The sequence below is a fragment of the Paenibacillus tritici genome, assembly GCF_013204885.1.
Lineage (GTDB): Bacteria > Bacillota > Bacilli > Paenibacillales > Paenibacillaceae > Paenibacillus_AQ > Paenibacillus_AQ tritici.
Map to the genome: position 1 here is coordinate 1 of NZ_JABMKX010000019.1, position 25,407 is coordinate 25,407.

The 25,407-nt window shown below is 51.2% G+C and carries 26 protein-coding genes; 5 read left to right on the forward strand and 21 right to left on the reverse strand.

The window, feature by feature from the left end:
* Nucleotides 1-494: 494 nt before the first annotated feature.
* From HQN87_RS26380 to HQN87_RS26435, 12 genes are all read right to left on the reverse strand, one after another.
* Nucleotides 495-848, reverse strand: coding sequence for a hypothetical protein (locus HQN87_RS26380; RefSeq protein WP_173139415.1), 354 nt, complete (start codon nucleotides 846-848; stop codon nucleotides 495-497).
* Between the two features lie 49 nt (nucleotides 849-897).
* On the reverse strand, nucleotides 898-1,068 hold the full coding sequence (locus HQN87_RS26385) for a tyrosine-type recombinase/integrase (RefSeq protein WP_254075684.1): 171 nt from the start codon (nucleotides 1,066-1,068) through the stop codon (nucleotides 898-900).
* A 66-nt stretch (nucleotides 1,069-1,134) separates the two neighbouring features.
* Complete coding sequence (locus HQN87_RS26390) at nucleotides 1,135-2,121, reverse strand: phosphotransferase family protein (protein WP_173139416.1); 987 nt, start codon at nucleotides 2,119-2,121, stop codon at nucleotides 1,135-1,137.
* Between the two features lie 88 nt (nucleotides 2,122-2,209).
* Nucleotides 2,210-2,968 carry a class I SAM-dependent methyltransferase gene (locus HQN87_RS26395; protein ID WP_173139418.1) on the reverse strand — a complete coding sequence of 253 codons (759 nt, stop codon included), beginning with the start codon at nucleotides 2,966-2,968 and terminating at the stop codon, nucleotides 2,210-2,212.
* A gap of 215 nt (nucleotides 2,969-3,183) precedes the next feature.
* Nucleotides 3,184-4,524, reverse strand: a complete 1,341-nt coding sequence (locus HQN87_RS26400) for an FAD-dependent oxidoreductase (protein ID WP_173139420.1) — start codon at nucleotides 4,522-4,524, stop codon at nucleotides 3,184-3,186.
* Nucleotides 4,525-4,549: 25 nt separating this feature from the next.
* On the reverse strand, nucleotides 4,550-5,398 hold the full coding sequence (locus HQN87_RS26405; RefSeq protein ID WP_173139422.1) for a carbohydrate ABC transporter permease: 849 nt from the start codon (nucleotides 5,396-5,398) through the stop codon (nucleotides 4,550-4,552).
* On the reverse strand, nucleotides 5,382-6,296 hold the full coding sequence (locus tag HQN87_RS26410; protein ID WP_173139424.1) for a carbohydrate ABC transporter permease: 915 nt from the start codon (nucleotides 6,294-6,296) through the stop codon (nucleotides 5,382-5,384). The genes HQN87_RS26405 and HQN87_RS26410 overlap by 17 nt, the downstream gene beginning before the upstream one ends.
* 17 nt (nucleotides 6,297-6,313) lie before the next feature.
* Entirely contained in the window at nucleotides 6,314-7,006 is a 693-nt protein-coding gene (locus tag HQN87_RS26415; protein ID WP_173139426.1) for a hypothetical protein, read from the reverse strand.
* A 14-nt stretch (nucleotides 7,007-7,020) separates the two neighbouring features.
* On the reverse strand, nucleotides 7,021-8,310 hold the full coding sequence (locus HQN87_RS26420) for an ABC transporter substrate-binding protein (RefSeq protein WP_173139428.1): 1,290 nt from the start codon (nucleotides 8,308-8,310) through the stop codon (nucleotides 7,021-7,023).
* A 131-nt stretch (nucleotides 8,311-8,441) separates the two neighbouring features.
* Nucleotides 8,442-9,209 (reverse strand): response regulator transcription factor, encoded by a 768-nt coding sequence (locus tag HQN87_RS26425; protein WP_173139430.1) that lies wholly within the window; start codon nucleotides 9,207-9,209, stop codon nucleotides 8,442-8,444.
* Nucleotides 9,202-11,034, reverse strand: a complete 1,833-nt coding sequence (locus tag HQN87_RS26430) for a cache domain-containing sensor histidine kinase (protein WP_173139432.1) — start codon at nucleotides 11,032-11,034, stop codon at nucleotides 9,202-9,204. The genes HQN87_RS26425 and HQN87_RS26430 overlap by 8 nt, the downstream gene beginning before the upstream one ends.
* Before the next feature lie 404 nt (nucleotides 11,035-11,438).
* Nucleotides 11,439-12,401, reverse strand: coding sequence for a helix-turn-helix transcriptional regulator (locus HQN87_RS26435; RefSeq protein WP_367272814.1), 963 nt, complete (start codon nucleotides 12,399-12,401; stop codon nucleotides 11,439-11,441).
* A 95-nt stretch (nucleotides 12,402-12,496) separates the two neighbouring features.
* Between HQN87_RS26435 and HQN87_RS26440 the strand changes: the two genes are divergently transcribed.
* Nucleotides 12,497-13,441 carry a Gfo/Idh/MocA family protein gene (locus HQN87_RS26440; protein ID WP_173139434.1) on the forward strand — a complete coding sequence of 315 codons (945 nt, stop codon included), beginning with the start codon at nucleotides 12,497-12,499 and terminating at the stop codon, nucleotides 13,439-13,441.
* Between the two features lie 253 nt (nucleotides 13,442-13,694).
* On the opposite strand, the gene HQN87_RS26445 is transcribed toward HQN87_RS26440, so the two are convergent.
* The 5 genes from HQN87_RS26445 to HQN87_RS26465 form a co-directional block, all read right to left on the reverse strand.
* Nucleotides 13,695-14,180, reverse strand: a complete 486-nt coding sequence (locus HQN87_RS26445; RefSeq protein ID WP_173139436.1) for a flavodoxin domain-containing protein — start codon at nucleotides 14,178-14,180, stop codon at nucleotides 13,695-13,697.
* The gene (locus HQN87_RS26450) at nucleotides 14,180-15,040 is read right to left on the reverse strand and encodes a hypothetical protein (protein ID WP_173139438.1); all 861 of its coding nucleotides are present in this window, start codon (nucleotides 15,038-15,040) and stop codon (nucleotides 14,180-14,182) included. The genes HQN87_RS26445 and HQN87_RS26450 overlap by 1 nt, the downstream gene beginning before the upstream one ends.
* A 16-nt stretch (nucleotides 15,041-15,056) precedes the next feature.
* Nucleotides 15,057-15,710, reverse strand: a complete 654-nt coding sequence (locus HQN87_RS26455) for a TetR/AcrR family transcriptional regulator (RefSeq protein WP_173139440.1) — start codon at nucleotides 15,708-15,710, stop codon at nucleotides 15,057-15,059.
* A 359-nt stretch (nucleotides 15,711-16,069) separates the two neighbouring features.
* A complete protein-coding gene (locus HQN87_RS26460) occupies nucleotides 16,070-17,044 on the reverse strand; it encodes a hypothetical protein (RefSeq protein WP_173139442.1) in 975 nt (324 codons plus the stop codon).
* Between the two features lie 87 nt (nucleotides 17,045-17,131).
* Nucleotides 17,132-17,641 (reverse strand): GNAT family N-acetyltransferase, encoded by a 510-nt coding sequence (locus HQN87_RS26465; RefSeq protein WP_173139444.1) that lies wholly within the window; start codon nucleotides 17,639-17,641, stop codon nucleotides 17,132-17,134.
* A 164-nt stretch (nucleotides 17,642-17,805) separates the two neighbouring features.
* Here HQN87_RS26465 and xerS point away from each other — a divergent pair, with 164 nt between their 5' ends.
* From xerS to map, 4 genes are all read left to right on the forward strand, one after another.
* Nucleotides 17,806-18,900, forward strand: a complete 1,095-nt coding sequence (gene xerS, locus HQN87_RS26470; protein WP_173139623.1) for a tyrosine recombinase XerS — start codon at nucleotides 17,806-17,808, stop codon at nucleotides 18,898-18,900.
* Between the two features lie 54 nt (nucleotides 18,901-18,954).
* The gene (locus HQN87_RS26475) at nucleotides 18,955-19,836 is read left to right on the forward strand and encodes a pentapeptide repeat-containing protein (RefSeq protein WP_254075685.1); all 882 of its coding nucleotides are present in this window, start codon (nucleotides 18,955-18,957) and stop codon (nucleotides 19,834-19,836) included.
* 205 nt (nucleotides 19,837-20,041) lie between these two features.
* Entirely contained in the window at nucleotides 20,042-20,671 is a 630-nt protein-coding gene (locus HQN87_RS26480) for a TetR/AcrR family transcriptional regulator (RefSeq protein ID WP_173139448.1), read from the forward strand.
* 27 nt (nucleotides 20,672-20,698) lie between these two features.
* Complete coding sequence (gene map / locus HQN87_RS26485) at nucleotides 20,699-21,445, forward strand: type I methionyl aminopeptidase (protein WP_173139450.1); 747 nt, start codon at nucleotides 20,699-20,701, stop codon at nucleotides 21,443-21,445.
* Nucleotides 21,446-22,186: 741 nt separating this feature from the next.
* Here the strand turns inward: map and HQN87_RS26490 are convergent.
* The 4 genes from HQN87_RS26490 to HQN87_RS26505 all read right to left on the reverse strand — a co-directional run bounded on the left by HQN87_RS26490 (nucleotide 22,187) and on the right by HQN87_RS26505 (nucleotide 25,397).
* The gene (locus tag HQN87_RS26490) at nucleotides 22,187-23,479 is read right to left on the reverse strand and encodes a molybdopterin molybdotransferase MoeA (protein ID WP_173139452.1); all 1,293 of its coding nucleotides are present in this window, start codon (nucleotides 23,477-23,479) and stop codon (nucleotides 22,187-22,189) included.
* A gap of 190 nt (nucleotides 23,480-23,669) precedes the next feature.
* A complete protein-coding gene (locus HQN87_RS26495) occupies nucleotides 23,670-24,176 on the reverse strand; it encodes a DUF4178 domain-containing protein (protein ID WP_173139454.1) in 507 nt (168 codons plus the stop codon).
* 15 nt (nucleotides 24,177-24,191) lie between these two features.
* Nucleotides 24,192-24,602, reverse strand: coding sequence for a DUF350 domain-containing protein (locus tag HQN87_RS26500; RefSeq protein ID WP_173139624.1), 411 nt, complete (start codon nucleotides 24,600-24,602; stop codon nucleotides 24,192-24,194).
* Nucleotides 24,603-24,728: 126 nt separating this feature from the next.
* Nucleotides 24,729-25,397, reverse strand: coding sequence for a PspA/IM30 family protein (locus HQN87_RS26505; protein WP_173139456.1), 669 nt, complete (start codon nucleotides 25,395-25,397; stop codon nucleotides 24,729-24,731).
* Between the last annotated feature and the right edge of the window lie 10 nt (nucleotides 25,398-25,407).

Sequence of the window (25,407 nt, forward strand, 5' to 3'; positions counted from 1 at the left end):
TGTAGTGTTGACGACTACAGCATCTTTTAGAATGGATGCGACGGATGCCACCCACTTATTTTCATTCCTGGGGGTGACAAGGCCTCTGTCTTGTCATGCCTGTTTTTCGATTACATTTGGCTTACGTGGCGTACCAGTCCAATTGTGTTCGGTTTTCCGTTAAAATTTGCTAAATAGATGAACAGACGACGTTCTGTTTTTAGCCGCGCTGCTCATTTTCATGCTGGGGTTGTGCCTTGAAAGACATGTTTGTTTTCGCATACAGTCGACCCGCTACCGCCACCCCAGGCCGTTGTACTCGGTTTTTCGCATACACTTGAAACTTGTACTTCGCTTCCGGTGTCCAAAGAAAATAAAATATTAAACTGGATTGGTTGGTTTGACGCTGTTTCAGAGTTTGAAAAAAATCAGGTATTGAAAAATAAGTTTTAGACTGCCGCCGCTTTGTTGAACTAAAGTTCCCGTTAGTTCAATAAACAGTTCATCAAAAATTATCACTTCACTCGTTCGGAAATATTTTTACTTATTTCTTCAGGATTTTCAACACCAATGATCAACTTTGATATTTTGAACTTACCAACCTTAAAGCTATTCAAATCTAAATGAAGAGTTTCAAGCTCATTTTCAAAAAAATGCAGTTGATAACCACCATTTGATCTAAATAACCCATTTCTCATTCCTCCTAATAAAGCACCATATAGTTTAAAAGCATTTGGTATCGGTCTACCTGTTGTTATTCCTGCGATTGAAGAGTATGGAATTTGCAACCCTTTATCTAATTTTAAAAAGGGTGAGTTTCCAAATTCGATATTTACGTAGGTTTCCATTAGTTGAATTTTACGTTCCATATTTTGATTCCCCCATTTTCAAATAATCCATTTATTTCATAACCCATAATTACATATAATACCACAAACATATCTTTTCTTCATAAAGGTCTTGAGTGGTCGATGCCTTCTCATGACCGAGCATTCCTTGAATGAAGTCTAAGGGAGCACCATTATCAAGGAGTTGGCATGCATATGTATGTCGAAAGCGATGCGGGTACACAATCGTAGGTATAGCCATTCGTTTTGTTGGCGTTCCCAGTTAACTCAATGATTCATGTCAGCATTTAAATATCGAAATCCCAATTCATTTATCCGATAAAGGGTCGCTTTCCCCGACCAGCAGCTTCAAATTCTTGTCGATCTCACCGTCAATCGCCGATCCCCAACCGTCAGGAATTTGCGGTTTATTAATGAGGTGGAGCATGGTGGATATGTCGGCAAGCTTGGACAGTGCGTACCACTTCTCGGGTAAAGGCTCTCTCGCCTTACGGTTATAGCCTTCCTCGAAGGCGGCAATGGTGTCTGCGCCGATATAGCGCTCGACTTGCGTCCTTGTCCTGAAGAATTTGCCTATGTCATAAAAGACAGGCGCCGCGAAACAGTACTCGTAGTCGATGAAACAAGGCTCCAATGAAGGCGTGACCATAATATTGGAGAAAATGAAATCGCCATGCGAGAACACATGCTTATCTGCAATCCTCTCTACCAATGCGGTGTGATCCGCCAGGAATTGTATACACTTCTCTTTGGTTGAAGGTTGAATGTGGGTTCCTGCAAGACCGTTTAGCAAGGTGTAATATTGGCTATCGAAGGATTCAAGCTGTTCCGCGATCTGCAAATGCTCGTTTAACAGCGCCATATGCGAATATTCGGTTTGATGCAGCAGGGCAAGCGAGTTTCCGATCCGATGCACAACATGGTCGGGACACCCCTCATTCTCGGCAATAAAGTCTCCTAGTGTCGAGCCTTCAATAAACACCATGATCAAGTACGAAAGAGGAATTATTTGCTTACTATCATCGAAGAAGAAAATCTCAGGGGTGCGAATTTTTGCTTTTGCATACTGATAGGCTGCCGCCTCAATCCCGCTGTGGTCGTTGTTAGCGGGATAAATCCTTAACACATACTTACTACCGCTGTCTGTCCGTAAGGCATAATTGCTGGTGCTCATACCTTTCGTCAAGGGCGAGACTTGGGTAATGCTTGCCTTGGGGTCGAAAGCGGCGAACAGCCTTCTGACCATGTCTCCGTTAACCGCTTGAAAATCAAACAGTCTAGCCGAGTCTTTCACCGTAGTCCGCCTCCTACTTCTGTCTGTATTGAACTTTCGTTTCCCGTTAATTGAATGATCCACGTACTAAACTGATCTGAAAATACCCTTATTTTTTAGTGCATTTTATAATAAATGCAGCAGGTATGAATGCTGCCTTTTGATGTGTATACCATACTGCAGAATCTCCCGACTTTATTTCCTCTGTGAGGACAACATCTTCAATCACCTTTTCAATTTGAAATCCAGACTGAATTAGCTCATTTATATATGTACTGAGTTTTAGTTGATTCATCATAGCTGGCAAGTCCCATGGTTCACACTGTTGAGGGCCTTCCTCATGATAAGATTTTTTAATTACAAACTGCTCGCCTTCCTGTTTAATTCGATTATGTAACGGGTGCTCCCAGCTAAAAATAAAGGTCCCACCAGGTTTCAGGTAGCTGAATACTTGCTGTAATGTCATTGGCAAATCAACGGTCCAACCAATGGCGTAGATGGAATACACGATATCAAAATACTCACTCGGAATACCAGGGTTCTTTTCCATTGGTCCTTGGAAAAGATTCAATTTTGATTTATGAGCCGAAAGCAAATCCCTCGCAGTCTCGATCTGAGTGTCGGATAAGTCAATTCCCCAAAGCTCTGAGGCTCCACGTGAGGCCATGAAATTTAAAGAGTGGCCACTTCCGCAACCAATTTCTAAGACTATTCTATCCTCTACCTCACCAAATAAGTTTAATTCGTTTTCTGTCGGCAAGAATGGACCATAAACTGGAAGTGTAGTCCTTCCAAAAAATCGGGGAGCTACTTCGTCCCAAGTTTTCTTATTCGATAAAATATAGTCTTCCTTTATGGATTCCAGCATATAATTCCATCCTCCCAAGGTTAAATCTCACAACCGTCTTATATTCGATGTGTTTTTTGAATTATCCTGCCTGTTAGACTAACCAACGGGCACCAGTTGCCAGACCCAATCAGGGGCACTCCTGCTCCTCCTGACTCGCCTTCCGCCACGCCCAGCACAAAAAAGGGCAACCCACACCGTAAGTAACGATGCGTGTTGCCCGCCCTGTAATAACACTATAGTATAACCCCGTCCCGCTTAAGCTGCTCCTGCAGCTTCGGGATGTCGAGCGCCTGCGGCTTCACCCCTGCGGCCGTTGCGAGCGCTGCCGCCGTCCCGGCTGCCTGGCCTGTGGCCATACAGCTTGGCGTGAGCCGGGTCGTGGCCAGTGCCTCATGCGAGGTCGAAATGCATCGGCCTGCGGCCAGCAGATTGGACACATTGGCGGATAGCAGACAGCCGTACGGAATGTCATAAGCGCCGTCTCCAGCGATGAAAGAGGCCGTTACTCCCTTGCCGGACGGATCATGAATGTCGATCGGGTAGCCGCTGCGGGCAATGACATCACTGAACTTCCGGCCTTCTACGACATCTTCTTTGGTCAGCAGGTAATATCCTTTAATCCGCCGCGATTCGCGGATGCCGATCTGTGGTGCAACCGCTGAAATAGAGGCCCGTTCAAAGCCCGGAACGTCGCGCTTCAGAAACTCAGCCATTAGCAGCACCTGCTTGCGGCCCTCCTGTTCCGCCAAGGTCAGATCCTCCGCACTCGTTGCATCCAGCCCTTGTACGCGGGTACAGTTGATTAACACTTCGTCATCGGCCGGACCGGTAAAAAACAATACCTGGTCACGGTTAATCGGCACCTCTGCCCGCTTCCATTGCGAGTAGAATCCACTTACCCCGGTGAGCGGCAGGTCTGGCAGCTCGGCGATTGGTGTTTTGCTGTAGAACTCTTCGGGATGGCTGATCATATAAGCTTTGACCTTGTTCAAATCGACACCGCGCATTCTGAACTTCATCGTCATCGGCTGGGAGCGGCTGTCCCCCTCCCGTCCCTGTAACGTTTCGGCCCCGGACAGCTTAGCTACGTCAGCATCTCCGCTGCAATCCACGAAGATGCGCCCCCTTACAGGCGTACGCCCGGATTTGTTGGTCACCACCACATGTCCAATCCCGCCGTCCTGTGTCATCACCTCATCCACGAAGCTGTGCAGAAGCAGTCTCACGCCAGCTTCGCGCAGCATATCCGTGGCCACCACTTGATAGATCTCAGGATGGTAAGGCGTCAGCGTATGCACGAAGCCGACCGTATCCCGCAGATGGCCCGGCGAACCGCCGTTTGCCTGCAGCCGGTCTACGATTTCCTGGGCGATGCCTTTGATGACCTGTTCCCCGCGGTCGGTGTGAAAGGTCATCCACGGATAGACCATAGCAGCAGTGGACATCCCGCCCACGAATCCGTAACGTTCAATGAGCACGGTCTGCGCTCCCAGCCGTCCGGCGGCGATGGCTGCCGCGATACCCGCAGGGCCGCCCCCCACGACAACGACATCTGCTTCAATTGCAGGATTCATATCATCCACTCCTTTTCAGTGTGTGCTATTCCTTCAGACCCGTCATGGCAACACCCTCGATGAACCGCTTCTGAGCCAGGAAGAAGACGATCAGCAGCGGGACGGTTGCCATTACGGTGGCACTCATTAAATAATGCCAGGAAGTGCCCACTTCATCTGTAAACAACGATAATCCAAGCGGTAAGGTCATTAGTTCGCGAGTATTGATGAAAATAAGCGGGTCAAAGAATTCATTCCAGATGGTCACGAACGTGAAGATCGTCAGTGTCGCCATGCCGGGACGGGCAATCGGCAGCATTATTTTCCAGTAAATGCGGAACCGGTTGCAGCCGTCGATCATCGCCGCCTCCTCAAGCTCCGTGGGTATGGTGATGAAGAATTGCCGCATCACGAAGATGCCGAACACGCCGCCTGCGCCAAAGATTGGCAACAAAATAAGCGGCAGATGCGTGTCAATCCAGCCCAGGTCGCGCATGGACAGGAACATGGGGATCGCCGTCACTTCATGCGGGATCATCATGGCGCTGAGCAGCACCAGAAACACGGCATTTCTTCCTGTAAAGGGAATTTTGGCAAACGCATAACCGGCCAGTGAAGCGAAAAATACGGTTCCCGCCACCACGACAAACGAGATATAGACGCTGTTGAAATAGAAGCGGTGAAACGGGATCAGCGTAAATACATCCACATAATTCTGAAACCGGAAGACCGGCGGAATCAGCTGCGGCGGATAGGTGAAAATATCCTGCGGCTGCTTGAAGGAGGTGGACAGCATCCACAGGAACGGAACAAGCATAATCAGCGATACCACCGTTAACGCGGCATACACTCCGGCCACAGACAGTTTTTTGCTGGCGCTAGGCATCGGTTTCATTGAATACCCACCTCTTTCGCAGCTGCCACTGCAGCAGAGTCAAGATCAATACGACAAAGAACAACACAAATGCCAGCGCCGAAGCGTAGCCCATCTGGAACAGCTTAAACGCTTTTTCCCAAATGTAATAGACGAGTACCTTGGTGCTGTTATTCGGCCCGCCCTGGGTCATGACATAAATCTGGCCGAACACCTTCAGCGAGCCGATCACGGTCATCACAACGGTCAGAAATACGGTGGGTGTAATCATAGGCAGAGTAACGTTGAAGAAGGTTTTGGTCTTGCCTGCGCCGTCCAGTTCAGCCGCTTCGTACAGGGAACGCGATACCTGCTGGATGGCAGCGATGAACAACACCATATTGAGACCAACGTTCTTCAGTACGCTCGTCACGATGACAGCCGGCATCGCCAGCTTCTCGTCATACAGCCAGGCGGCCCCTTTAATGTTGAACATCATCAATAGCTGATTGATCAGCCCGGAATCGGTTGCGAACATGTACTTCCATACGATGGACCATACAATCAGCGAAGTCATAACGGGAACGAAGATAGCTGTACGGAAGATGCCGATTCCTTTCAAGCTTTTGGATAACAGCAGCGCCAGCATCAGAGCCAGCACAATATTAAACGGCACCAGACCCAGCGTGAAAGTAGCCGTATTGCCGAAGACCTTCCAGAACAGCGGATCAACCGCGATCTCCGTATAATTATCCAGACCGACATACCGGTGCTCGCCAAGCAGCGGCCAGTCATGTAAGCTCATGTAGAGCGCTTTCCCCATTGGAAATAACAATAATAACGTGAACCCTAGCAGCATTGGCGATATAAAAAGCCATCCGGTCAGCTGTGCCTCGCGGGCAAGCGGACCTTTCTTTCGTTTATTGACCTTTCTGTTCATGCGCGAATTCACCGCCTCTAGCTCAATCTGTCTATTGCACTCCGAAACGAGCTAACCGCACGCCGCAGCTGTTCCTCTGTTGTGCCCGTCACCACCGCACCAAGCATGATCGCCTTCACTCCAGCGAGTTGCAAGGAAGGTACGTCTCCCTCCACCAGCTTGCGCTGGGAAGGCACCAGTACGGGAAGACCGGAATGGTCGGCCAGATACCGGTATTTCAGCAGGTCTGCGAAGCTGAGACCCGTACCGTATTCGTTGCTAGGTACAATCGAGGCTTCAAGCGCCGTGAACCCGAACCGCTTCCCCTCCTGAACCTGACTGAGATCATAGGTATCATTAATGGCAAAGGTCCGGTCCAATCCGTGATCCCCCAGCATAAAGGACGGCAGATGATGGGCATAGATAGAATAAAAATCGAACCCGAGCGGAGCAAGCCGCATAAACTCTTCTTCCGCCACACCTTCCAGACTGCCGGAGGGCACTACGCCAAATGGGCCGTCAAAGGTAGAGCGGATTTGACTGAAAACGTCTTCATAGCTTTCGAGCGGACCGAAATGAGTTCCGCTGGCCCGGTGACCGACATTAAAATGAACTTTTAAAGCATCGGCGCCTTCCTCAAGCGCCGCCTTCGCCAGTCTCACATCATTGGCCGGAAGACTGACGAACAAGGACAGGCCGTTTTGCTCTAATCTCTGTTTCAATTTACCCATGCATTTCGCTCCTCTTATTTCAAAATAGCGTCGACATCCGTCTGCATCTGCGCCATATTGTCCTTGGCGGACGCCGAGCTGCCGAACAGACGGTCAAAGCCTTGCAGCACAGCATTGTCGATATCCTGCCAGCGGATATGGCCCGGAATGATGCGCGCCTTCGGCATTTCATTGATAACGGCTTGCACAATGTGCTCGGCAGGCGGGTTGTTCGGCTGATTCAGGAACGTATCGGAACTCAGCACCGAGGTACGCGGCGGTACGAAATAAGTGGATGTCGCTTCAATGCCCGACTGGCTGGCGAATAGTTTTAGCAGCTTCTTGGCTTCCTCCGGATGCTTGCTGTCCTTGAACAGAGTATAGCCCGCTTGGCCCAGCATCGGAACACTGCCTGCGGAGCCGGCCGGCATCGGCGCAATGCTCCATTCAAATCCTGTAATTTCACGCGCTTTGGAGACGTAGCTGTAGTTGTCAAAAAACATTCCCAGATTCCCTGCATCGAAGCTGATCTGTTCGCCTGCTTTCGGGTGGGATTCGTCCTTAAACATCATCCGCTCCAGCAGCTCCATCGTTTCGACGCCGTACTGGTCATTCCAGGTGAATGCGGTCAGATCTTCATTAAACGGGCCGCTTCCATAAGACCAGGAGTAAGAGGACAGAATGGCCCAGGTCTTCCAGTCGCGGAAGAAATTCGCGCCGTACACCCGGCCTTGCGCTTCTTTGACAGAAATCGCTTTGGCGGATTCCTCAAATGCCTTCCATGTCCATTTCCCTTGGGAGGCTAACGTACTCGGGTCCGTCAGGCCGGCCTTGTCGAACAGAGTCTTGTTGTAGAACATGACCACCGGCGGTGTTGAGAACGGCAGCCCAAGCAATTGATCCCCATCCCGGAACAAATCAAGTGTGCTCGGAATATAATCGTCCAGGTTAAAGGAAGTATCGTCTTTGAAGGAGGAGACGTCCGCCAGAATGCCATTGGCTTTAAACTGCGGGATCATCCGCTCCGATACCCAGGCGATATCCGGGAGCGCTTTCCCGGCGGCCAGCACCGATATTTTCTGCTGATAATCGGTGAATGGAACCGAATCCATGGTTACCTTAATCCCCGGATTGTCTGCTTCAAATTGGCTAATAAGCTTGTTGTACACATCCATATGCCCTTGATTGCCCCACATCAAAAACTTTAACTCAACCTCTTCCTGCTTCCCGGAACTCCCTGCATTACCGCTTGCTTCTGGCTTGGCGCAACCTGCCGTTAAGCCCAGCAGCAAGGCTGAAAGAAGTACTGCTCCCGCTTTCTTCATGAATATCCCCCTTTGACATGTTAGTTTTGATGACTTTTTAAGTATATAGGAGATGTATTCGGTCTATAAATCACCCAAAATACAGGAAAGGTTCGTTTTATTTATATTTTTATGTTAGATTAAATAACATTTCATTCTTGGATATTAAATTGATTACGGTATTCTCCTGCCGTCATCCCCGTCTGCTGCTTGAACACCAGCATGAAATGCTTCGGGCTTTGATGGCCGGAGAGCCGGGCGACATCATAAATTTTGAGCTGCGTATGGCTGAGCAGCCATTTCGCGCGTTCCATCCGGGAATCTGTCACATAGTCCGAATAATTGCTGCCCAACTCCCCTTTAAACAGCTGGCTCAGATACGTGGCGTTCAGATTGACATGCGAAGCTACCGTCTGCAGACGCAAATCACCGTCAATATGCAGTCTGACATATTCCTTAACATCCCGAATGATCTTGCGTGTATCTCCTCCGGATTCAACCCGAAGCGGGCCTGGTGTCTGTTCCAGGGAAGAAATGCCATGACGCTTATCGAGCAGCAGCCGTGCTCTTTCCAGCACGCTTACAAGCTCATGGCGTTCTACCGGCTTTAACAGGTAATGAAGGACACCGTATTCAATTGCTTTTTGGGCATATTCGAATTCGCCGTACCCGCTCACAATGATGACGAGCAGCCCGGGATACATCGACTTCACCTTCTCGGACAGCATCAGTCCGTCCATTTCCTTCATACGGATATCGGTAATCATCACGTCTGGCAGCTCGGACTTTAAGTACATGAGCGCCTCCCGTCCGCCTGGCATTTCTGCTATTACCTCAAAAAAGGGCGCCGACCGGCTAATCAGCTCGCGCATCCCTTGTCTGATCACGATCTCGTCCTCTACCAGCAGCACCTTATACATCTTCTTCTCCCCCTGATTCCGGAATCGTTATCGTAATGGTCACTGCAAGCCCTTGCCCCGGACTTCCGTCAACCGTGAGGCTCCCGCCTTCCCCGTACAGCAGCTTGATCCGCTGGCCGATGTTGCGGAGCCCCAGACTCTCTTCGTCGCTGCGTCTGAGCGAATCCATGGAGGGGTCTTTCTCAATCTCCCGGTTCAGCGCTGCGAGCTCCTCCTCCTCCAATCCATTCCCGTCGTCGCGGACCGTAATCAACAGCTCATTGTCAAAACGCAGCGCTGAAACCCAGATCGTACCGCCTTCTTCGCGCCCGGCTATACCGTGATAGATAGCATTCTCAACCAATGGCTGAATGGTGAGCTTCGGAATGCGCAAATGCTGAACCTCCTCTTCAATGTCGTTATGAACCTTCAGCTTCCCGCCGTAACGAATCTGCTGGATACGGACATAGGAATCGACGAACGCCATTTCCTCCCCCAGCGATACGAGCCGGCCGGCCTTGTCAATCGTATAGCGCAGCAGCTTGCCCAGTGCGGATACCATATCCGATACCTCATCATTCCGGCGCTGGACAGCCATCATGTTGATCGACTCCAGCGTATTATAGATAAAATGCGGGTTGATCTGACTCTGCAGGGCGGACAGCTCTGCCTCCTTCTCCCGGAGTCCAATGACGAGCACCTCATGAAACAGACGGTTGATTTCATCCATCATCCGGTTGAACCCGCGCCCAAGCTGCCCGAATTCATCTCCCCCCAGCGGACTGACCCGCTTGTTGAAATCACCCCGCTCAACCCTGGACATATTGCTCTTCAACTCCACAAGAGGAAGGGTGATGCGATACGACACCGCATAAGCCAGCAGCAGCACCGTCACGAGACAAAAGAGGGCAAGCCATAACGCAAAAACCATCAATGCGCGCGATTCCTTCAGAATAGCTCCGATGGGGGTCAAGCCGATAACGGATAAGCCCGAATATGGGGAGTGATGGCTGACAAACAAATAATCCGTACCTCCCAGCCTTTTCCGCTCCCCGCCATGCAGCTCCTTGAGCAGACCGGAGCCCATAAGCCCGCCATAAGCCGACTGCCCGTTATCCGGCTTCTGCTCATACAGGAGGCGCTGAGCTCCGTCGATGATCATCAGATTGGTGGACTGTTCAATCTTCAGCTTAGAGAAGGCGGAGCCGAAGGCCCCCTGCTTGACGTCTATTAGCATGTAGCCCAGACGCCTCAGCGTTCTGGGTTCTTTGATAACCCTGGCTACCGAAATATAGAATGAGGGGTCGCTCCCGGCATAATAAGACGGATGATGGGGAGGAAGAATGATCCACTCGCCGTCTGATTGGTCCAAGGCGCTGAACCATTCGTCGCGACTGCCATCCCATGAGGTATTGACGGCCAGCGGTTCCACGTTAGAGAACAGGGTACCGCTGTTGCTGAGCAGATGAATGCCCCGGATTTCCGGACGATCATACGCCTGCGCCGAGGTATATAGCTTCATTTTCTGATAATCGTCGGACAGCGCCCAGGTTCCTGAGCCCATAGGACCATCATATTTGGCCAGAATAGATAACACCTGCTCGTCATACAGAGGCATCAGCGACAGCCGCTCCAAATCCTTAAGCAGCCTGTCCAGGTTGGCGTTGACCTGTCCGGCGATATCAACCGTATATTGCTTTGTCTTGTCGTTCAGGGTGGATGAGAAATGACGGTATGTCACCATCGCCTGCACACTTAACGGGAGCAGGGTCAGCATGGTGAACAGGAGCAGCAGCCTGGTGCGCATTTTACTTCTTCTCAAACGGACGATCAGCCCCCGCAGCATTCTTTTGTCCTCCTTTTGTTATGTAATCTGACACGAACCTCTTTACAGCTTATCGTATATTGTTCCGTCAATGAATTCTATCCTCTTATTTTTGGAAAAGGTATGGATCTACAAAGTCAAATAAACCCCAGACCTGCTGGAGAGCCGGGTTTGGGGTGAACTGTATGAGATGCACTTAAGTTTTGAACTTGAAGCTTTGTCGTCACTGCGGTGAACATTTGGACTTCCGGCCGCTGTTGTCCCCAGATTTCTTGATTTTGAACCGCTGTAAGCGGGTGAAATCCGGTGACAAAGGCGGTCGCTACCGCTCCTCCAGTTCCAAATTTCCCCTCCGCTTCTTTTGCTTTTTGTTTATTTCTTTAGTGCCTCTTATCTAACATAATAATAATTATGTTAACCTTTTTTTAATTATACATTGTATTCCACATCATCACCTGATTACTGACGTACTCTCTTAGCTCCGGAGGTTCCATAATTTCAGCATGAACTAACAAGGGCAGCACCTGCTCACAAGCTGTTGTGTAATCGTACATGTTCACCGTAATGAGTTGACATTCCCCGGCTGATGCTGTGTTCATTACTTCTAATCTCTGCACATACTCCTGATAGCTGGCATGAATGCGGATGACTACAGGGTAGAATTCCCGCGCTCTGCTGGTCTGAATGAAGGTCTGCGCCGCTTGTTCCCAGTATTCCTGTAAGGAGAACGGCTCAGGGACAATGAAAGTCTCCTCCAGTATGGTTACCGCTGTAAAACGCTCACATTTGAACGAACGAATCTCCCCGGCCTGCTCGCAATAGGCAGCCAGATACCACTCGCCCTGCTTCACGATAAGCCCATAAGGCTGAAGCTTCCGCAGCGAACTCTCTCCATTCACTTTGCAGTACTCCACCACAATCTTCCTGCCTCTCCATACCGCCCTGCGTAAAGCCTCAAGATATGGGACCACTGTCTGTGCGCTCCACCACGGGGTATCATCGAACAGGAAACGGCTTTGCGCCGTGCGGATATCTTGCTGGTAAGGAGCGGGCAAGCTTGCTTCCAGCTTCAGGAGCGCATTTTTGAGCAGCAGACTGGTTCCGCCTGATCCGCCTGCCGGTATTCCCATCCCTGTCAAAAAAAGCTGTACCACCTCTTCCCCATGCAGCCGCCGCAGGTTCACTGTATAGCCCTCCATGAGCGAAATCCCGCCGTTAGGCCCGGTTGTAGTCACAAGTGGAATTCCGGATTCAGCCAGGACATCAATATCTCTATAAATGGAGCGGACAGACGTTTCCAGAGCCACGGATAGCTCGTTCGCCTTCATTTTGCCCCGGGATTCAATCAGTAACAGAATAGCAATTAAGCGGTGCAGCCGCATGGTCATTCCCCAACCCTTCTATTCCCTATTTTATTCTTGCCACTCAGTTGTCAACAATTGAACGTTATGATGAATGTATCAAACTTAAGGAGCTGCTGTAAATGAATATTGGCATACTCGGCACAGGCTTTGGGGCTTATCACGCCTCTCTGTTGAAGCAAATGGAGTTTGTGAAGCGAATTGTGGTCTTTGGGAGAAAGGAAGCCAAGCTACTGGAGCTGCAGGAAGAGCTGGGGATTGAGATCACAATGTCTATAGAGGATATTATGTCCGATCCTGGGATCGACGTAGTTGATATCTGTCTGCCGTCTGCGCTGCATAAGACTTACGCTGTGGAGGCGATGCGATGCGGGAAAGATGTATTTTGTGAGACACCGGTTGTTCTGGAGCCGGCCGAAGGTCTGGAGATGCTTAAGGCTGAACAGCAATATGGGCGCAGAATCCTCGTCAATCAGTTCATCCAATTCGATTATGCTTATGAATACCTGGACAAGGTGATTCGGGAGGGTACATACGGCAAACTGCTGCATGTCAGCTTACGCAGGGAAACCGCTCCGGTGTGGGGGGATTTAGGGCTGCGCACTATTGCTGCCAATCTGATGATCCATGACCTGGACTTCATAGCCGGGTTGTTGGATGTTACTGTACCTTCTGCGATTTGGGGGACTTCGGGAGGGAAAGACAGTCAGGCGCTGGTTCACGCTTCTTGGGTTGTCGCAGGGATTGGCGCGCAGCTGATGGTCTCTTCGCAGATGCCCGAAGCCTATCCCTTCACGGTTGGTTATGAGGCTTATTTCGGGCAGGCCAAGCTGGTATTTCACGAGAGCAGTTCGGCGAATGGGGATATTGAAGCCAGCCTCACCGCCTACACTTCTGAGGGCAAGATAGAGATACCGCTAATCCCGAACAATCCCTATGAGAAAAGCCTGCGCCATGTGCTCCACTCGCTACAGAATGGAACTGCATCGACCCTGTCATTGCAGTCTGCACTGAAGTCCGTGGAACTGGCAGCGATGCTTACGGATCAGCTTATAGGAAGCAAGTGAACCCTTGCCTTCCTTTAAAAGGACAGACAATAAATTGAAGGTTAAGCCGGTTTGCTTGCAGCTCCCTTTTTCCTTGGGGTTTCTATCTGGGGAGAGCATGTAGTTTGCTTGCGTATATGGTTGATAAGGTAGGTTGGGGTGAATGGGTTTCTATTATGAATTTTTCATATGTTGATATTTTATAATAGTTGGTGCGGCGGCAGCCTTTCAAACGGCATCCTTCCGTATGCTGCCGCTTTGTACTTGAAGCTATCTAATGTGCAAGCATTGTACAGGCAAATCGTTCAAGCTTATCAAGCGATATGCCGCCTCCAGCCCCATGACCCTTACCCTTCACCATCCGCAGCACCCACTTGTCGAATACCGAGAGTTGATCGGGATCAATTTCATCGCCCATTATCTCCTTGGCAACTGCGTTCTTGTACAATGCTTCCGGATAGGCTTGCTGCAATTCCTGTTCTGCCCTCTCCCCTGTCATGCCTGCGCAAATGAACAATCCCAGGCGTTTGCTTAACAGCTCCTGCTCATATTGGGCAATGAACCTGGCCATTTCTTTGCGTATTCTGCCGTAGTAGATCGCGCTCCCCAGAATCACCGCGTCATAGTCATCCAGCGCCGGCACTGCGGTAACCTTCAGATTCACCACCTCGGTGTCCTCCAGCCTGGATTGCAAGAGGCTTGCAGCTTTCTCTGTGCATCCATATTTGCCGGCATACACAATCAGCATTCTGTCCCTCATCACTCTCTACCTCCGCTCTCCTGCACATTCCTTAATAAAAGGTATAAACAAACGAACACACCCACATTAAACGCAGGGAACACTATCAGTTCAACTGTAGATACATGTACTCCCGCCTTCAGCATCCCAACGATCATCATTGTAATGGAGGTAAGTAGAGCGGCGACTTTGACTATAACTACAGAAGCCAGCAGATTCCCAAAAGGCTGCCTGCGAATAAGCAATATCCCGGTAACCGCCAAGAGCGGAAGCAGAATAGCCAAATCAAGCGCCTGAATCACCAGTGTAGTGTAATGCTCCAAGCCTTCGGGTGCCGTCCCCTGCCTTAACGAATCAACGATCCTGCCCAGCCATAACATCAGGATCATGCAGGTGATAAACAGCAGGAATAACCCAATGCTCCGCGACGGCAAACCTGCCTTGAACAGACCTTCGAGCTTCTCCCGCTCCAGAGACCGCAAGGTCAGAATGAAGGCAAATAAGCTGGCCGAGAACAACATTACATAGATTAGAAACAGGTTATTGTACGTAGCCAGGAAGCAATAAGAGGCATAGGTGTACGTAAAATAGCCTAACGCCCCAGCTAACAGCAGGCGTCCTCTGACTCTCCCGCGGAGGCTCATAACCAGTGCAACGAGCAGCAAGGGGACTCCCGCTGCCAGCGTAACTCCATCCTGGGCTATGGCTTGGGTGGCTACGGAGAAGGAATCGTACTGATAGATTCCGCGGCCATATAATTCAACCTTTTCCCCCCGGATAGAGGTGAACCACCCTGCCCTGCCTTTCTCGTCCGCCCCGTGCCCTGACAGCAATCCGTACCCCGAGGCCACCATGGCAAGGAGAATAATTATAACGGTCAAAATACCAACAGATCGTCTACCCACCATCGGCCGTTCCCCCTTTGGCCCGGCTCCCTGCAATAAGAAGCATGGCCGCGATATGCCGTGTAATCAGTGCCTCCTTCTGCTCCTCCGGCAGATTCTTCTCGACCGTCAGTCTCACGATTAGCCCAAAGGCTGCACTCCAGATAATCTGGGCGGTAAGTTCAATCTCCTCCTCGTGGCAGGCTGCCATCCCGCTGAAGTGACGGAGCGAGCTGCAGAGCATACTGATTGCATTCCGCTCAAGAGCAGCCCCTTTATGCAATACTGCAGTGTGGCTTAGCACAGACGGCGAATCATTCAGCATCACATTCCGGTACTGCGAGCCTTCTGCCGTGGTCAACCGGATAAACTGAGACAGTGACCGGCTGAAGCGGATTTCGGCTGATTCTTCACTCAGCGCCATGTCTAATCCGGCTGTAAGTCCACCCATTAGCTCCTGATACCCCTGCTGAAGAAGCTGCTCTACAATATCCTCCTTTCCTTGAAAATAGTGATAAATGATTCCGGCTGAATACCCCATCCGTTCTGCGATCTTGCGGATAGACAACTTCTCTATCCCCTTCTCGGCCACCAGCTCACCGGCCGTTGCCAGAATCAGATTACGCATCGCTTCGCGCTCCTGCTCTTGTCGTTGTTCCTTGCTCATGCTTGCGGGACACCTCCACATATCCTTATACCTGATAATTGAACAATGTAATGTTTGTTGAACAGTGTTCAATGATGATTATATGCCGTATGACGCTGAAGGAATGTGATTATTTTTACATTTATAGAGCCTGAGAAAAAACCCGTGAACCCGGAGCGCCTCTCAAACTCCTCTCTTTAAGTTGACATAATCATTGTTATGTTAACTTAATCGTGAGAGAAGCTGATTTACTTCTCTCCTAACTTAGCACCATACCGCTTAAAGTTGATCAAAACGGCAGAGAAAAACCCACGTTTTAATAAACCGTGGGTTTTTCTCTGCAATCTGTGAAGAAGTTGATTCTTTTTTATCGGGATGCCCTAATCAATATTGGCGATCTTCCACTCCCCCTGCTTGTTCGGAAGCAAGGAAATCTCGTAGGTCCCGTCCGTAATATAGCCCTCGGAGGTCATAGAGGTATAATTGATATAGAAACCGGCCCGTTTGGCTCCCTCAATAGGAATCCCTACAACGGTCAGCTCATTGAAGCGGTAGACCCTCTTATTATCCAGTAAGAACTGCAAAGCTTCATTAAGCTGCGGTGAATACATAGTTGCTGCGAATTTCTCTTTGTCCTTGGCTGCCCAGGCTGCAATACAGTCCAGCGTTTCCTGGAGCGCTTGCTTGTTGCCCGCACTGCTGCCTACATCAGGAGCCTTTAGGAACACGCCCGGAGTAATTGGCGGTTGTTTCGCCATGTATTCAATACCGCCTAGCATAGATACGAAGAGCGGAAGCAGCTTGTCTTGTTGGTCTCCCTGAATATGAATTTCGGCCCGGTAAGTATCCTTTTTGGCGGTGAAAACAAATGCTTCGACCCTTCGGCTCCCCTCCACCCTGCTCCCGGCGTATTCCTTGTACTTCAGCAGCCGCTGGTCCGTACCCGGTACAAATTCACCCTCGGCAGCTGCCGTTGTGGCCGGATCAAGCTTAAGGAAAGTAACATAGTTCTGTTTGTCCGCTGTCCCCCAGGCGGTTCTCCCGTCCTGTTCAAAACGGATCATCGTCTCCGGCAGGAATAATCCGAGCGGCAATGTCTGATCTGCGGAGTAATCCGCTTGGATATTCACCCCATCCAGCTCATAGCCTCTGCCGCTTCCCGAATACTCCGGTACTTCAGGAAGCAGCGCCACTGATTGGACAGCAGGCGCAGCTGTTGCAGTCGGTGAGGGCGCGACTGTTACAGCTGCTGATACTGTGGCCGTTGCTGACGGCTGTGCGGTACCCTCTGTACCGGCAGAATCCTGATTCGCTGCATTGCTGCAGCCTGCGCTGAGTGCTAAAGCAATAGCCATGCAGCCCATTCCAAATAAGCTTGTATGCTTGGACAATAGAATCACCTCAGTTACCAGACGCTGGAAACTGACAGAAGTTGCGCAGAGCTATTTTTTAACCCTATTAATATTTAATGTGTTGAAGTATTGGCTGGGATTGCCTTGCCGGGCGTTGAACCGCTCTTTGAATTCGCCGCCGGTATACGCCCCGATGACCCGGTGCCAGAAGTCCCGCGCAGGGGTATTCGCCCGAATCTGCGACACCTTCCAAGCACCAGGGAACATATCGAATAACCGGTGGGCTGCCCAGGTTCCTACACCGCTGCGGCGGTATTGCTGCATCACGAAAAATTCCGTCATATAGAACTCGCCCTCCGGGTCACGCAAAAGGCGGTCTATTAAGGCAAATCCGGCGATATTGCCGTTTACCGTGAAGAGATAGGCAAATTTGTTTTTGCCGCTGTTCCAGTACGCCTCCAGTCCAGGATACGAAGGAAACAACCCTTCCCGGTCTACTTGCAGCTCAAGATACCGGGTGAAGTCATACAAATAAAACTGCATCAATCTGCTTATGATCTGCTTCTGCTCTTTAGGAACCAGCTCGATTCCAAGTTCCATCAGGTTCACCTCTAGCTTTTTCGTTACTTCACATCATATAACTTTGTTACATGCGGATCAAGGCTTGTCCTCTTCCCGGCCCGATTCCGGTCGTTCACCTGCCCAAAACATGCTAAAATAGAAGACATCCCTCCCCTTGGGAAACAACAAAGAAGGTGAAGCTCATCAGTATTCAAAAGACGACCGACCGTATAAATCTGGATCAGCGGCTGCCGCAGATGCCCTGGTTTGTTCAGCAGTTCATTGATTATAAGCGTCCGGATCTGTCCCCCTCTACTCTGCTGGAGTATATCCGGGACTATGAATCCTTTTTCGGATGGCTGCGGGGTGAAGGTCTGTCCGTGGCGGCCAGCAATGCTGAGATTACCCTGCTCGATCTGGAGACACTCCATATGGACAGCATTGTCGGCTACCGCCTGTATCTGACTACCCGGGCCGAGAAGGCCAATACGCGTGTTACCGTGTCCCGCAAGCTGTCTGCGCTGCGCTCGCTGTTTCATTATCTGAGCCAGATTGCCGAGGATGAGAATTTCTACCCGCTGCTTAAGCGTAATATTATGGCCAAGGTGGAGATCAAGCGGATTCATAAACCGAAGGATACAGCCGCCAAGCTCAAAGGAAAAATTCTGGAGGACGAGGAGCTGCTGGAGTTCGTGGGCTACATTTACGAAGGGTACGGCAAGGATGTGGAAGCCAATAAACAGGCTGCTTATTCCTGGCAGCTCAACCGTGAACGGGATGCCTGTATTGCCAGTCTGATCCTGAACTCCGGCCTGCGCGTGTCCGAGGTGGTCAATCTCAATGCGGATGATCTGGATGTGAATAATAAGCTGCTGTATGTATTCCGCAAGGGTCATAACGACGAGACCTTCAAGACACCGGTCTATTTCCGGGAGCAGGCCAAAGATGATCTCAGCTTATACTTAAGCCTCCGCCAGACCCGGTACAAGACGCCGAAACGGGAAAAAGCCCTCTTCATCGCCCTTCCGAACGGCAGTACTGAAGGCAAACGGATGACCAAACGGGCGATCCAGGAGATGATCATCAAATACGCCAAACGGTTCGGCAAACCTTATCTTACCGTGCATAAGCTGCGGCACTCCTTTGCCACTGACTATTACCTGCAAAATGATATTTACCGGACGAAGGAGCAGCTGGGGCACGCTTCAACGGAAACCACCGAAATCTATGCCCATCTCACGGATAAAACGATGTCCGAGGCGATTGAGCGCCGTCTGGATAATGAGCTTCCGCAGTAACCTCTAGTCCTGCTTTTTTGACTCATACCTATTCTATTTATGGAGGAATCCCTCTTGTTTGATAATCACTTATATGCTGACCCTATTGATAATCCCGGCCAACCGGAGCTGCAATCGGACTGCCTGAGCTGCTTCGGGCTATGCTGCGCGGCGTTGCCGTTCTCTGTCTCCTCAGACTTCGCGATCGACAAGTCCGCCGGACAGCCCTGCCCTAACCTGCGCGGAGACTTCCTCTGCGGCATCCACACGGAGTTAAGAGAACGCGGATTCCGGGGCTGCACCGTGTATGACTGCTTCGGAGCCGGGCAGAAGGTCTCCAATCTGACCTATGGCGGACGCGATTGGCGCCAGGCACCTGAAACGGCAGGACAGATGTTCGAGGTCTTCCCCGTGATGCGCCAGTTGCATGAACTGCTGTGGTACCTCCGTGAGGCCCTAGCCTTGCCGGGTGCAGATACCCTGCATGATCCACTCATGCAGATGCTGAAGAAGATCCTGGAGCTGACCACACTCAGCCCCGAAGAGCTGCTCCAGCTCAATGTGCCTGTTCACCGCGCTGAGGTTAACGAACTGCTGCTGCTTGCCAGTGAGCTTGCGCGTACTGCTGCCCGCAAGCAGCTAACCCCGCCGCCTGGACGCCAAAAGAGCTACAGCCGTGGAGCGGATCTGATCGGCGCCAAGCTGCGCGGGGCCGATCTCCGCTGCCTCAGCTTGCGGGGCGCGTATCTGATCGCCGCCGATCTCAGCGGCGCCGACCTGCGGTATGCCGATCTGACCGGAGCGGACCTCCGCGACACGAATCTCAGCGGCGCTGATCTGAGCAGCAGCCTGTTCCTCACTCAGGCGCAGCTGCAAGCCGCCAAGGGTAACCCGGCTACCAAGCTGCCGGAATCGCTTAGACCTCCTGACCACTGGCTGCCGGCGGACCGTAATTAATCACTTCGGCTTCGCAGGTCGCACTCCTGCTTTTAATTTCAGATCGTCAACAACCCCGGGTGATTTTACTATCCCGGGGTTATTGCGTGTTCGGACGATTAGTTCAACCCTTACCCAATATTCTCAGCAAACCCTTGTTATTCTGAAGCCAATGTTTTATATTGACATTGTAGCAGGTCAAAAACAAAAGAGGTGAACGGTCAACATGACTCCCCGTACGAAGGAACAAAACGAAGATATCCGTCTGCGGCGTCTGGCGCAAATCCGGAAAGCTGCGGCGGATGTATTTTTGAATAAAGGCCCCTTGCTGGAAATCCGTGATGTGGCTGCTGAGGCCGGGCTCGGCTATGGTACGGTCTATCATTATTACAGCAACAAAGGAGATTTACTTCACGACCTGCTGTGGGACGCGCTGGATCGGGCCGGAGAATGGCTCAAGCCCCCGCCGGATGTCCTGCTGGCGGGGCCGCTCAAAGTCGGCCTTAGCCTAAGTCCCGCCGCTGCGGCTGGCATCCGGCTGTTGCAGCTATGGGCGGAGGATCACGCCATGTATCTGCTATATAAGCAGGCCGGCGAAGGCTTTGCTATGCTGCCTGAAGCGCGCTCAGCTCCGCTCTTGGCCGAATTCCGCCGGGAGGTGCTGACTCCGCTGTCTGCGATGCTGGACCCGAGTCTTGCGGCCGACCGGGCTGCCGTTACCGCGGCAAACGCGGCGGAACCGGTGCATCATACGGAGATGCTGCTTGCCGCCTTAGCCGGCTGTGCCTCGCTCTCGCTCCGCCGCGGACAGTTGTTCGACGAAGCCCGGGATATCGTCCGGGTGCTGAAATTATAGAATCGTTAAGGAGCGGGATAATAACAGATGATTATTCTAAAATCACCCAGGGAAATCGAAGAAATGAAGCAAGCCGGCCAAATCGTTGCGGATTGCTACCGTGAGGTGTCCAAAGTGATTGCACCCGGAATCACCACCCTTGAGATCAATGACTTTGTTGCCAGACATATTACGAAGCTGGGCGGCAGGCAGTTCACCAAAGGCTACAATGGCTTCCCGGCCGAAACCTGTATCTCCATTAATGATGTTGTGGCCCACGGTATTCCTTCAAGCCGGGTCGTTATGGACGGTGACCTCCTGAAGCTTGACATCGTCGCCGAATACGGCGGCTGGTTCGGTGATTCGTGTATGAGCTATGCCGTCGGCAATATTGGGCCGGAGGCGCAAAAATTAATGCAGGTAACGAAGGAATGCCTGGATCTGGGAATCGCCCGGGCCATTCCAGGGGCGAGGCTGGGTGATATCACATCGGCCATTCAACAGCACGCGGAAGCGAACGGTTATTCCGTCGTGCGCGATCTGCTGGCGCACGGCATCGGACGGAGCCTGCACGAGGAACCGAGCTACGTGCATATCGGCACCGCCGGCAAAGGTGTCCGCTTAAAGGAAGGCATGGTATTTACGATTGAACCGATGATCAACGAAGGGACGTACCGCATCACGATAGACGATGATGAATGGACGGCAAGAACTGCCGACGGCAAGCTGTCGGCGCAATATGAGCATACGATCGCAGTCACAGCGGACGGACCGCTGATTTTAACAGCCCAGTAATGTATTCTTCAGAAATGTTTCAGGCAGTAACGTATCAGACAGAATAAGCAAGCTAAGTTATCGCCCTCCAGTTCTCTGTAGTCCAGGGAGCTGGAGGGTTTTCTTTTTACCTTTGTGACCGGGTTTTGTAGTAGCGGGGTTGAATGTTAATGCGTCATCAGTTGGTGTTGCTGGTAGAGTGCTAGAATATTTGAGGTTTGGGTTTGAATGTTTTTCTATTGTGAATTTTTCATATGATGAAATTACATAATTAAATGCGAAAATCTGCAAAATGTTGCATCGAGTGCAATTTGTGGGCAACACTTTCTAAGCCTTTAATAGAAATGTTGCACGAAATGCAAGAATGTCACCATTCAGGTGCGAGAACATAGGAGAATGCTGTCATTACTGCAACAATTACAGGAAAGGGCCGATATCGCAGAAGGAATGTTGCATTTCAGGCAGGAATTCAGGCAGGGATGGTTGTGCAACAATAGATCCCCGGAACGGGCGCCTGAAGCCTAAGCGTGCATTATCTATTATGAATTTTTCACATAGTGAAATTGCATAATTCTGTATCGTATCAATTATTCTGTATCGTGCCAAATTCGTGCTCTCCCAATCTGCATGCTATTCCGCCTGACATCCTATTTCAAATCTGCGTGCTATTCCACCTGAGGCCCTATTTCAGTTAACATGCTATTCCAACTAACGTGCTATTCCATCCCAATGATGTGCTTATCAACTCAGGCTCCCTGCTGTTCACCCTCTGATTTCACCCGGCAGCTTAAGCACTGTTACCTTGTCCCCGGCAGACAGTTGACCGCTGTCCGGCGGAATGATGATCAGGCAGTCGCTGTCTTTGATTGTAACTGTAACGGAAGATTCGTCTACGGCGGCTGGGTAAGCATATAGAACACCTTCACGGATCTCCAGACGGGCCCGGACAAACCGGGTGAAACGGTCTACCCGCTTATATTCTGCACCCAGCCGCGCCGTCCATTCCGGCAAAAAGGGCTGTGCCGCTCCCTGCATCCACCCGATCACAGGCCGGGCAAACAGTTGAAATCCGACGAAGCAAGCACCCGGATTGCCTGACAAGGCCAGCAGGAGGGTTCCGCCGCGTACCGCAGCCGTTGTAACACTGCCCGGACGCATAGCTATTTTGTTGAACAGCATGTCACCGGTCTGCTCACGGACCAAATCCCCCATAATATCATAATCTCCAACGGATACGCCGCCTGTGGTAAGGACTAGATCATAGCTCTCCAGCGCCATCTGCACTCTGCTCCGGGCCAGCTCCAGATCATCCATTATCGCTCCCAGCCTAACCGGTTCTCCGCCCGCCTCACGTATGAGCGCTTCCAGCATGGGGGAGTTGCTGTTGCGGATTTTACCCGGGGCTAAGGGCTCGTCCACCTCCAGCAGCTCGCTGCCGGTTGCGAACACCGCCACCTTCGGTCTGCGGCGAACCGGGACGTCCGGCACCCCCAAGGCTGCCAATACGGCAATGTCGCCGGCGCCGATTAATTTCCCTTCAGGCAATACCGGATCACCTGTACTAAGCTCCAGCCCGCAAGGAGTAATATGCTTCCCCGCCTCCAGCGGCCTGCGGATACCCACATAGGTGACTCCGTCCTCGATCCGGCTCTCTGTTGCCTCCAGCATGATCACCGTGTCTGCACCCCCGGGAACCTGCGCTCCCGTCATAATCCGTGCCGCGGTTCCTCGAGTAATCTCTCTTGACGCTACGGCACCGCAGGGAATCACTTCAACAACTTCAAGCCACACCGTGTTAAGCTCTCCAGCTGCTGAGGTGTCTGCCGCAATAACGGCAAAACCGTCCATACTGGAACGGTCAAACGCCGGAAAAGGATGCGGGGCATAGACCGGCTGAGCCAGATAACGCCCGCTGCTGCAAGTTAACGGAACCTCTTCATGGGTAAGCAGTGCAGCATAGGGCTTCAGCCGGGCCTGCGCCTCGGCAACCTGAAGCGCTGAGCGCTGAAATTTATCATTGATGTATTCCTTGTTATTGTTCTCTGGATTGGTCACTTACACAGTCACTCCTTCTACTTCTGGTGGTTGTTTCCTGGTACTGCTCATTACGCCCTATTCTAGCACGGGACCCGGCAAAGTAAAATGAACTTCAGGTCCATTCATTCCGCTTAACCGCACAGCAAAAAGGATGCACCCGCCTGTTACAGGCAAATGCACCCTTAGTTCAATCCTGCTTCCGTTAACCTCAGGAGGCGCGGATTACTCTTACATCAGCCGAAATAACTGCTTCACCCTCATAGAGCATGAATCGTCCATTCTGCCACTCCACGCGCAGCAGCCGCGAATCATCCGACTGGTATTGCCAGACATGCTGCTCCCCGCCGTTCATATAAGGAGTCTGCCCGGTAACGGCTGCATATCCTTCATACTCTTCCTCCAGATAAAAGGTCCGGTCATCCAGCTCCAGTGTAGCCGGAACCTCGGAAGGACTATCCAGACGCCCGTCGATCGGATGATACAATCGGTATTGCAGCTCCTCGCGCTCTTCGATATACAGATAGGCAATCCGGCTTCCGTCGCGCAGCGTCAGCACGGCGGCATTGCGGCCGCTGGTCTTCGTCCGGCCCGTTACTTCATAGGTTACCAGGGAGACTTCACAGATATCTCCGGGAGACAGGTCCAGCATGCTTTTGGGTGCTGCTGGCGCCTCCGGCTTCGAGAACAGATTACCGATTCTTTTCCAAAGACCCAAAACCATCAATCCTCCTTATCCACGAATAAATGCAGCAATAATCAAAGCTCCCGTCACATGCAACGACCCGGCGAGCAAGCCGTAGCCGACCTTGCCTAGCTGGGTGCCATGATCAAGCTCAAGCTTCCCCCATCTGGCCAATAGCTGCTCCGCTGTCTTCTCCAGCACGAATAACAGGATAAACGATACAACGGAGACTATAAGTGCGGTCCCGAGCCGGTTCGCCGCAGCAATGGATGCCGATAAAATATAGCCTTGAGCCAGCAGCTTCATCACCAGCCGGGTAGTAACGGCCATATTCCCTGCCTTCAGCTCTTCCATATCATTGTAACGGGTAAACAGCGAATCCGCGAGCATCAGCACGCACAGCAGCACTGTGCCGCTAACCGTCCATACTACCATGGACACCAGGGTATCGAAATCCATTGCCATAACCCCCGCCTCTTCATATTTCCTTCCAGATAAGACAAACATAAAGCGAAGGAGAAACTGTTAGCTCCGTCTCCCCTTCGCCTGTGGACAACCGCCTGAAGTCCGGCTTATGCCAATATGTTATTGTTTATCGTATTGCTTCATCAGTGCCGCCAGCTCATCTTCGACCGCCTGGTCTTTGCCCAGCTTCTCGAATTCATCATCCAGCGATTTGTTGCCCGAGCTCATCTCGTTGCTGGCTTCGGCCTGAGCTTCCGCCTGCAGCATTTTGTCTTCCATCCGTTTGAGTCCGGCAGAAGCCGAGTCGGAGCTGAAACCGCTCATCGCTTTGTTGATTTCGGTCTGGGCCTTCGCTGCGTTGTAGCGGGCAACGAGTGTCTCCCGTTTGTTCTTCATCTGGGTAAGCTGTTTGCGCATTTCTTCAAGCTTGCCGCGGAGATTGTCCGCTGAAGCCTTATTCTGATCGAAGCTGGCCTTGTATTCTACAAGCTTGGCCTCTGCCGATTTCTTCTCTTCAAGTGCACGGCGGGCCAGATCGGCATTACCAGCTTGGGCGGCAGCGTGTGCTTGTTGATTGCGCTTGTTCACCAGAGCTTCCTGCTCTTCGTACAATTGTTTGAATTTCTTCTCAATAGCGATCTGGGCAGCTACTGCTTTCTCGGCATCTTCCAGATCCTCTGTCATGTCACGGATGTACTGGTCGGTCATTTTGACCGGATCTTCCGCTTTATCAATAATCGCATTCACATTGGACATCGTCAGGTCGCGCAATCTTTTAAATATAGACATTGGTTCATTC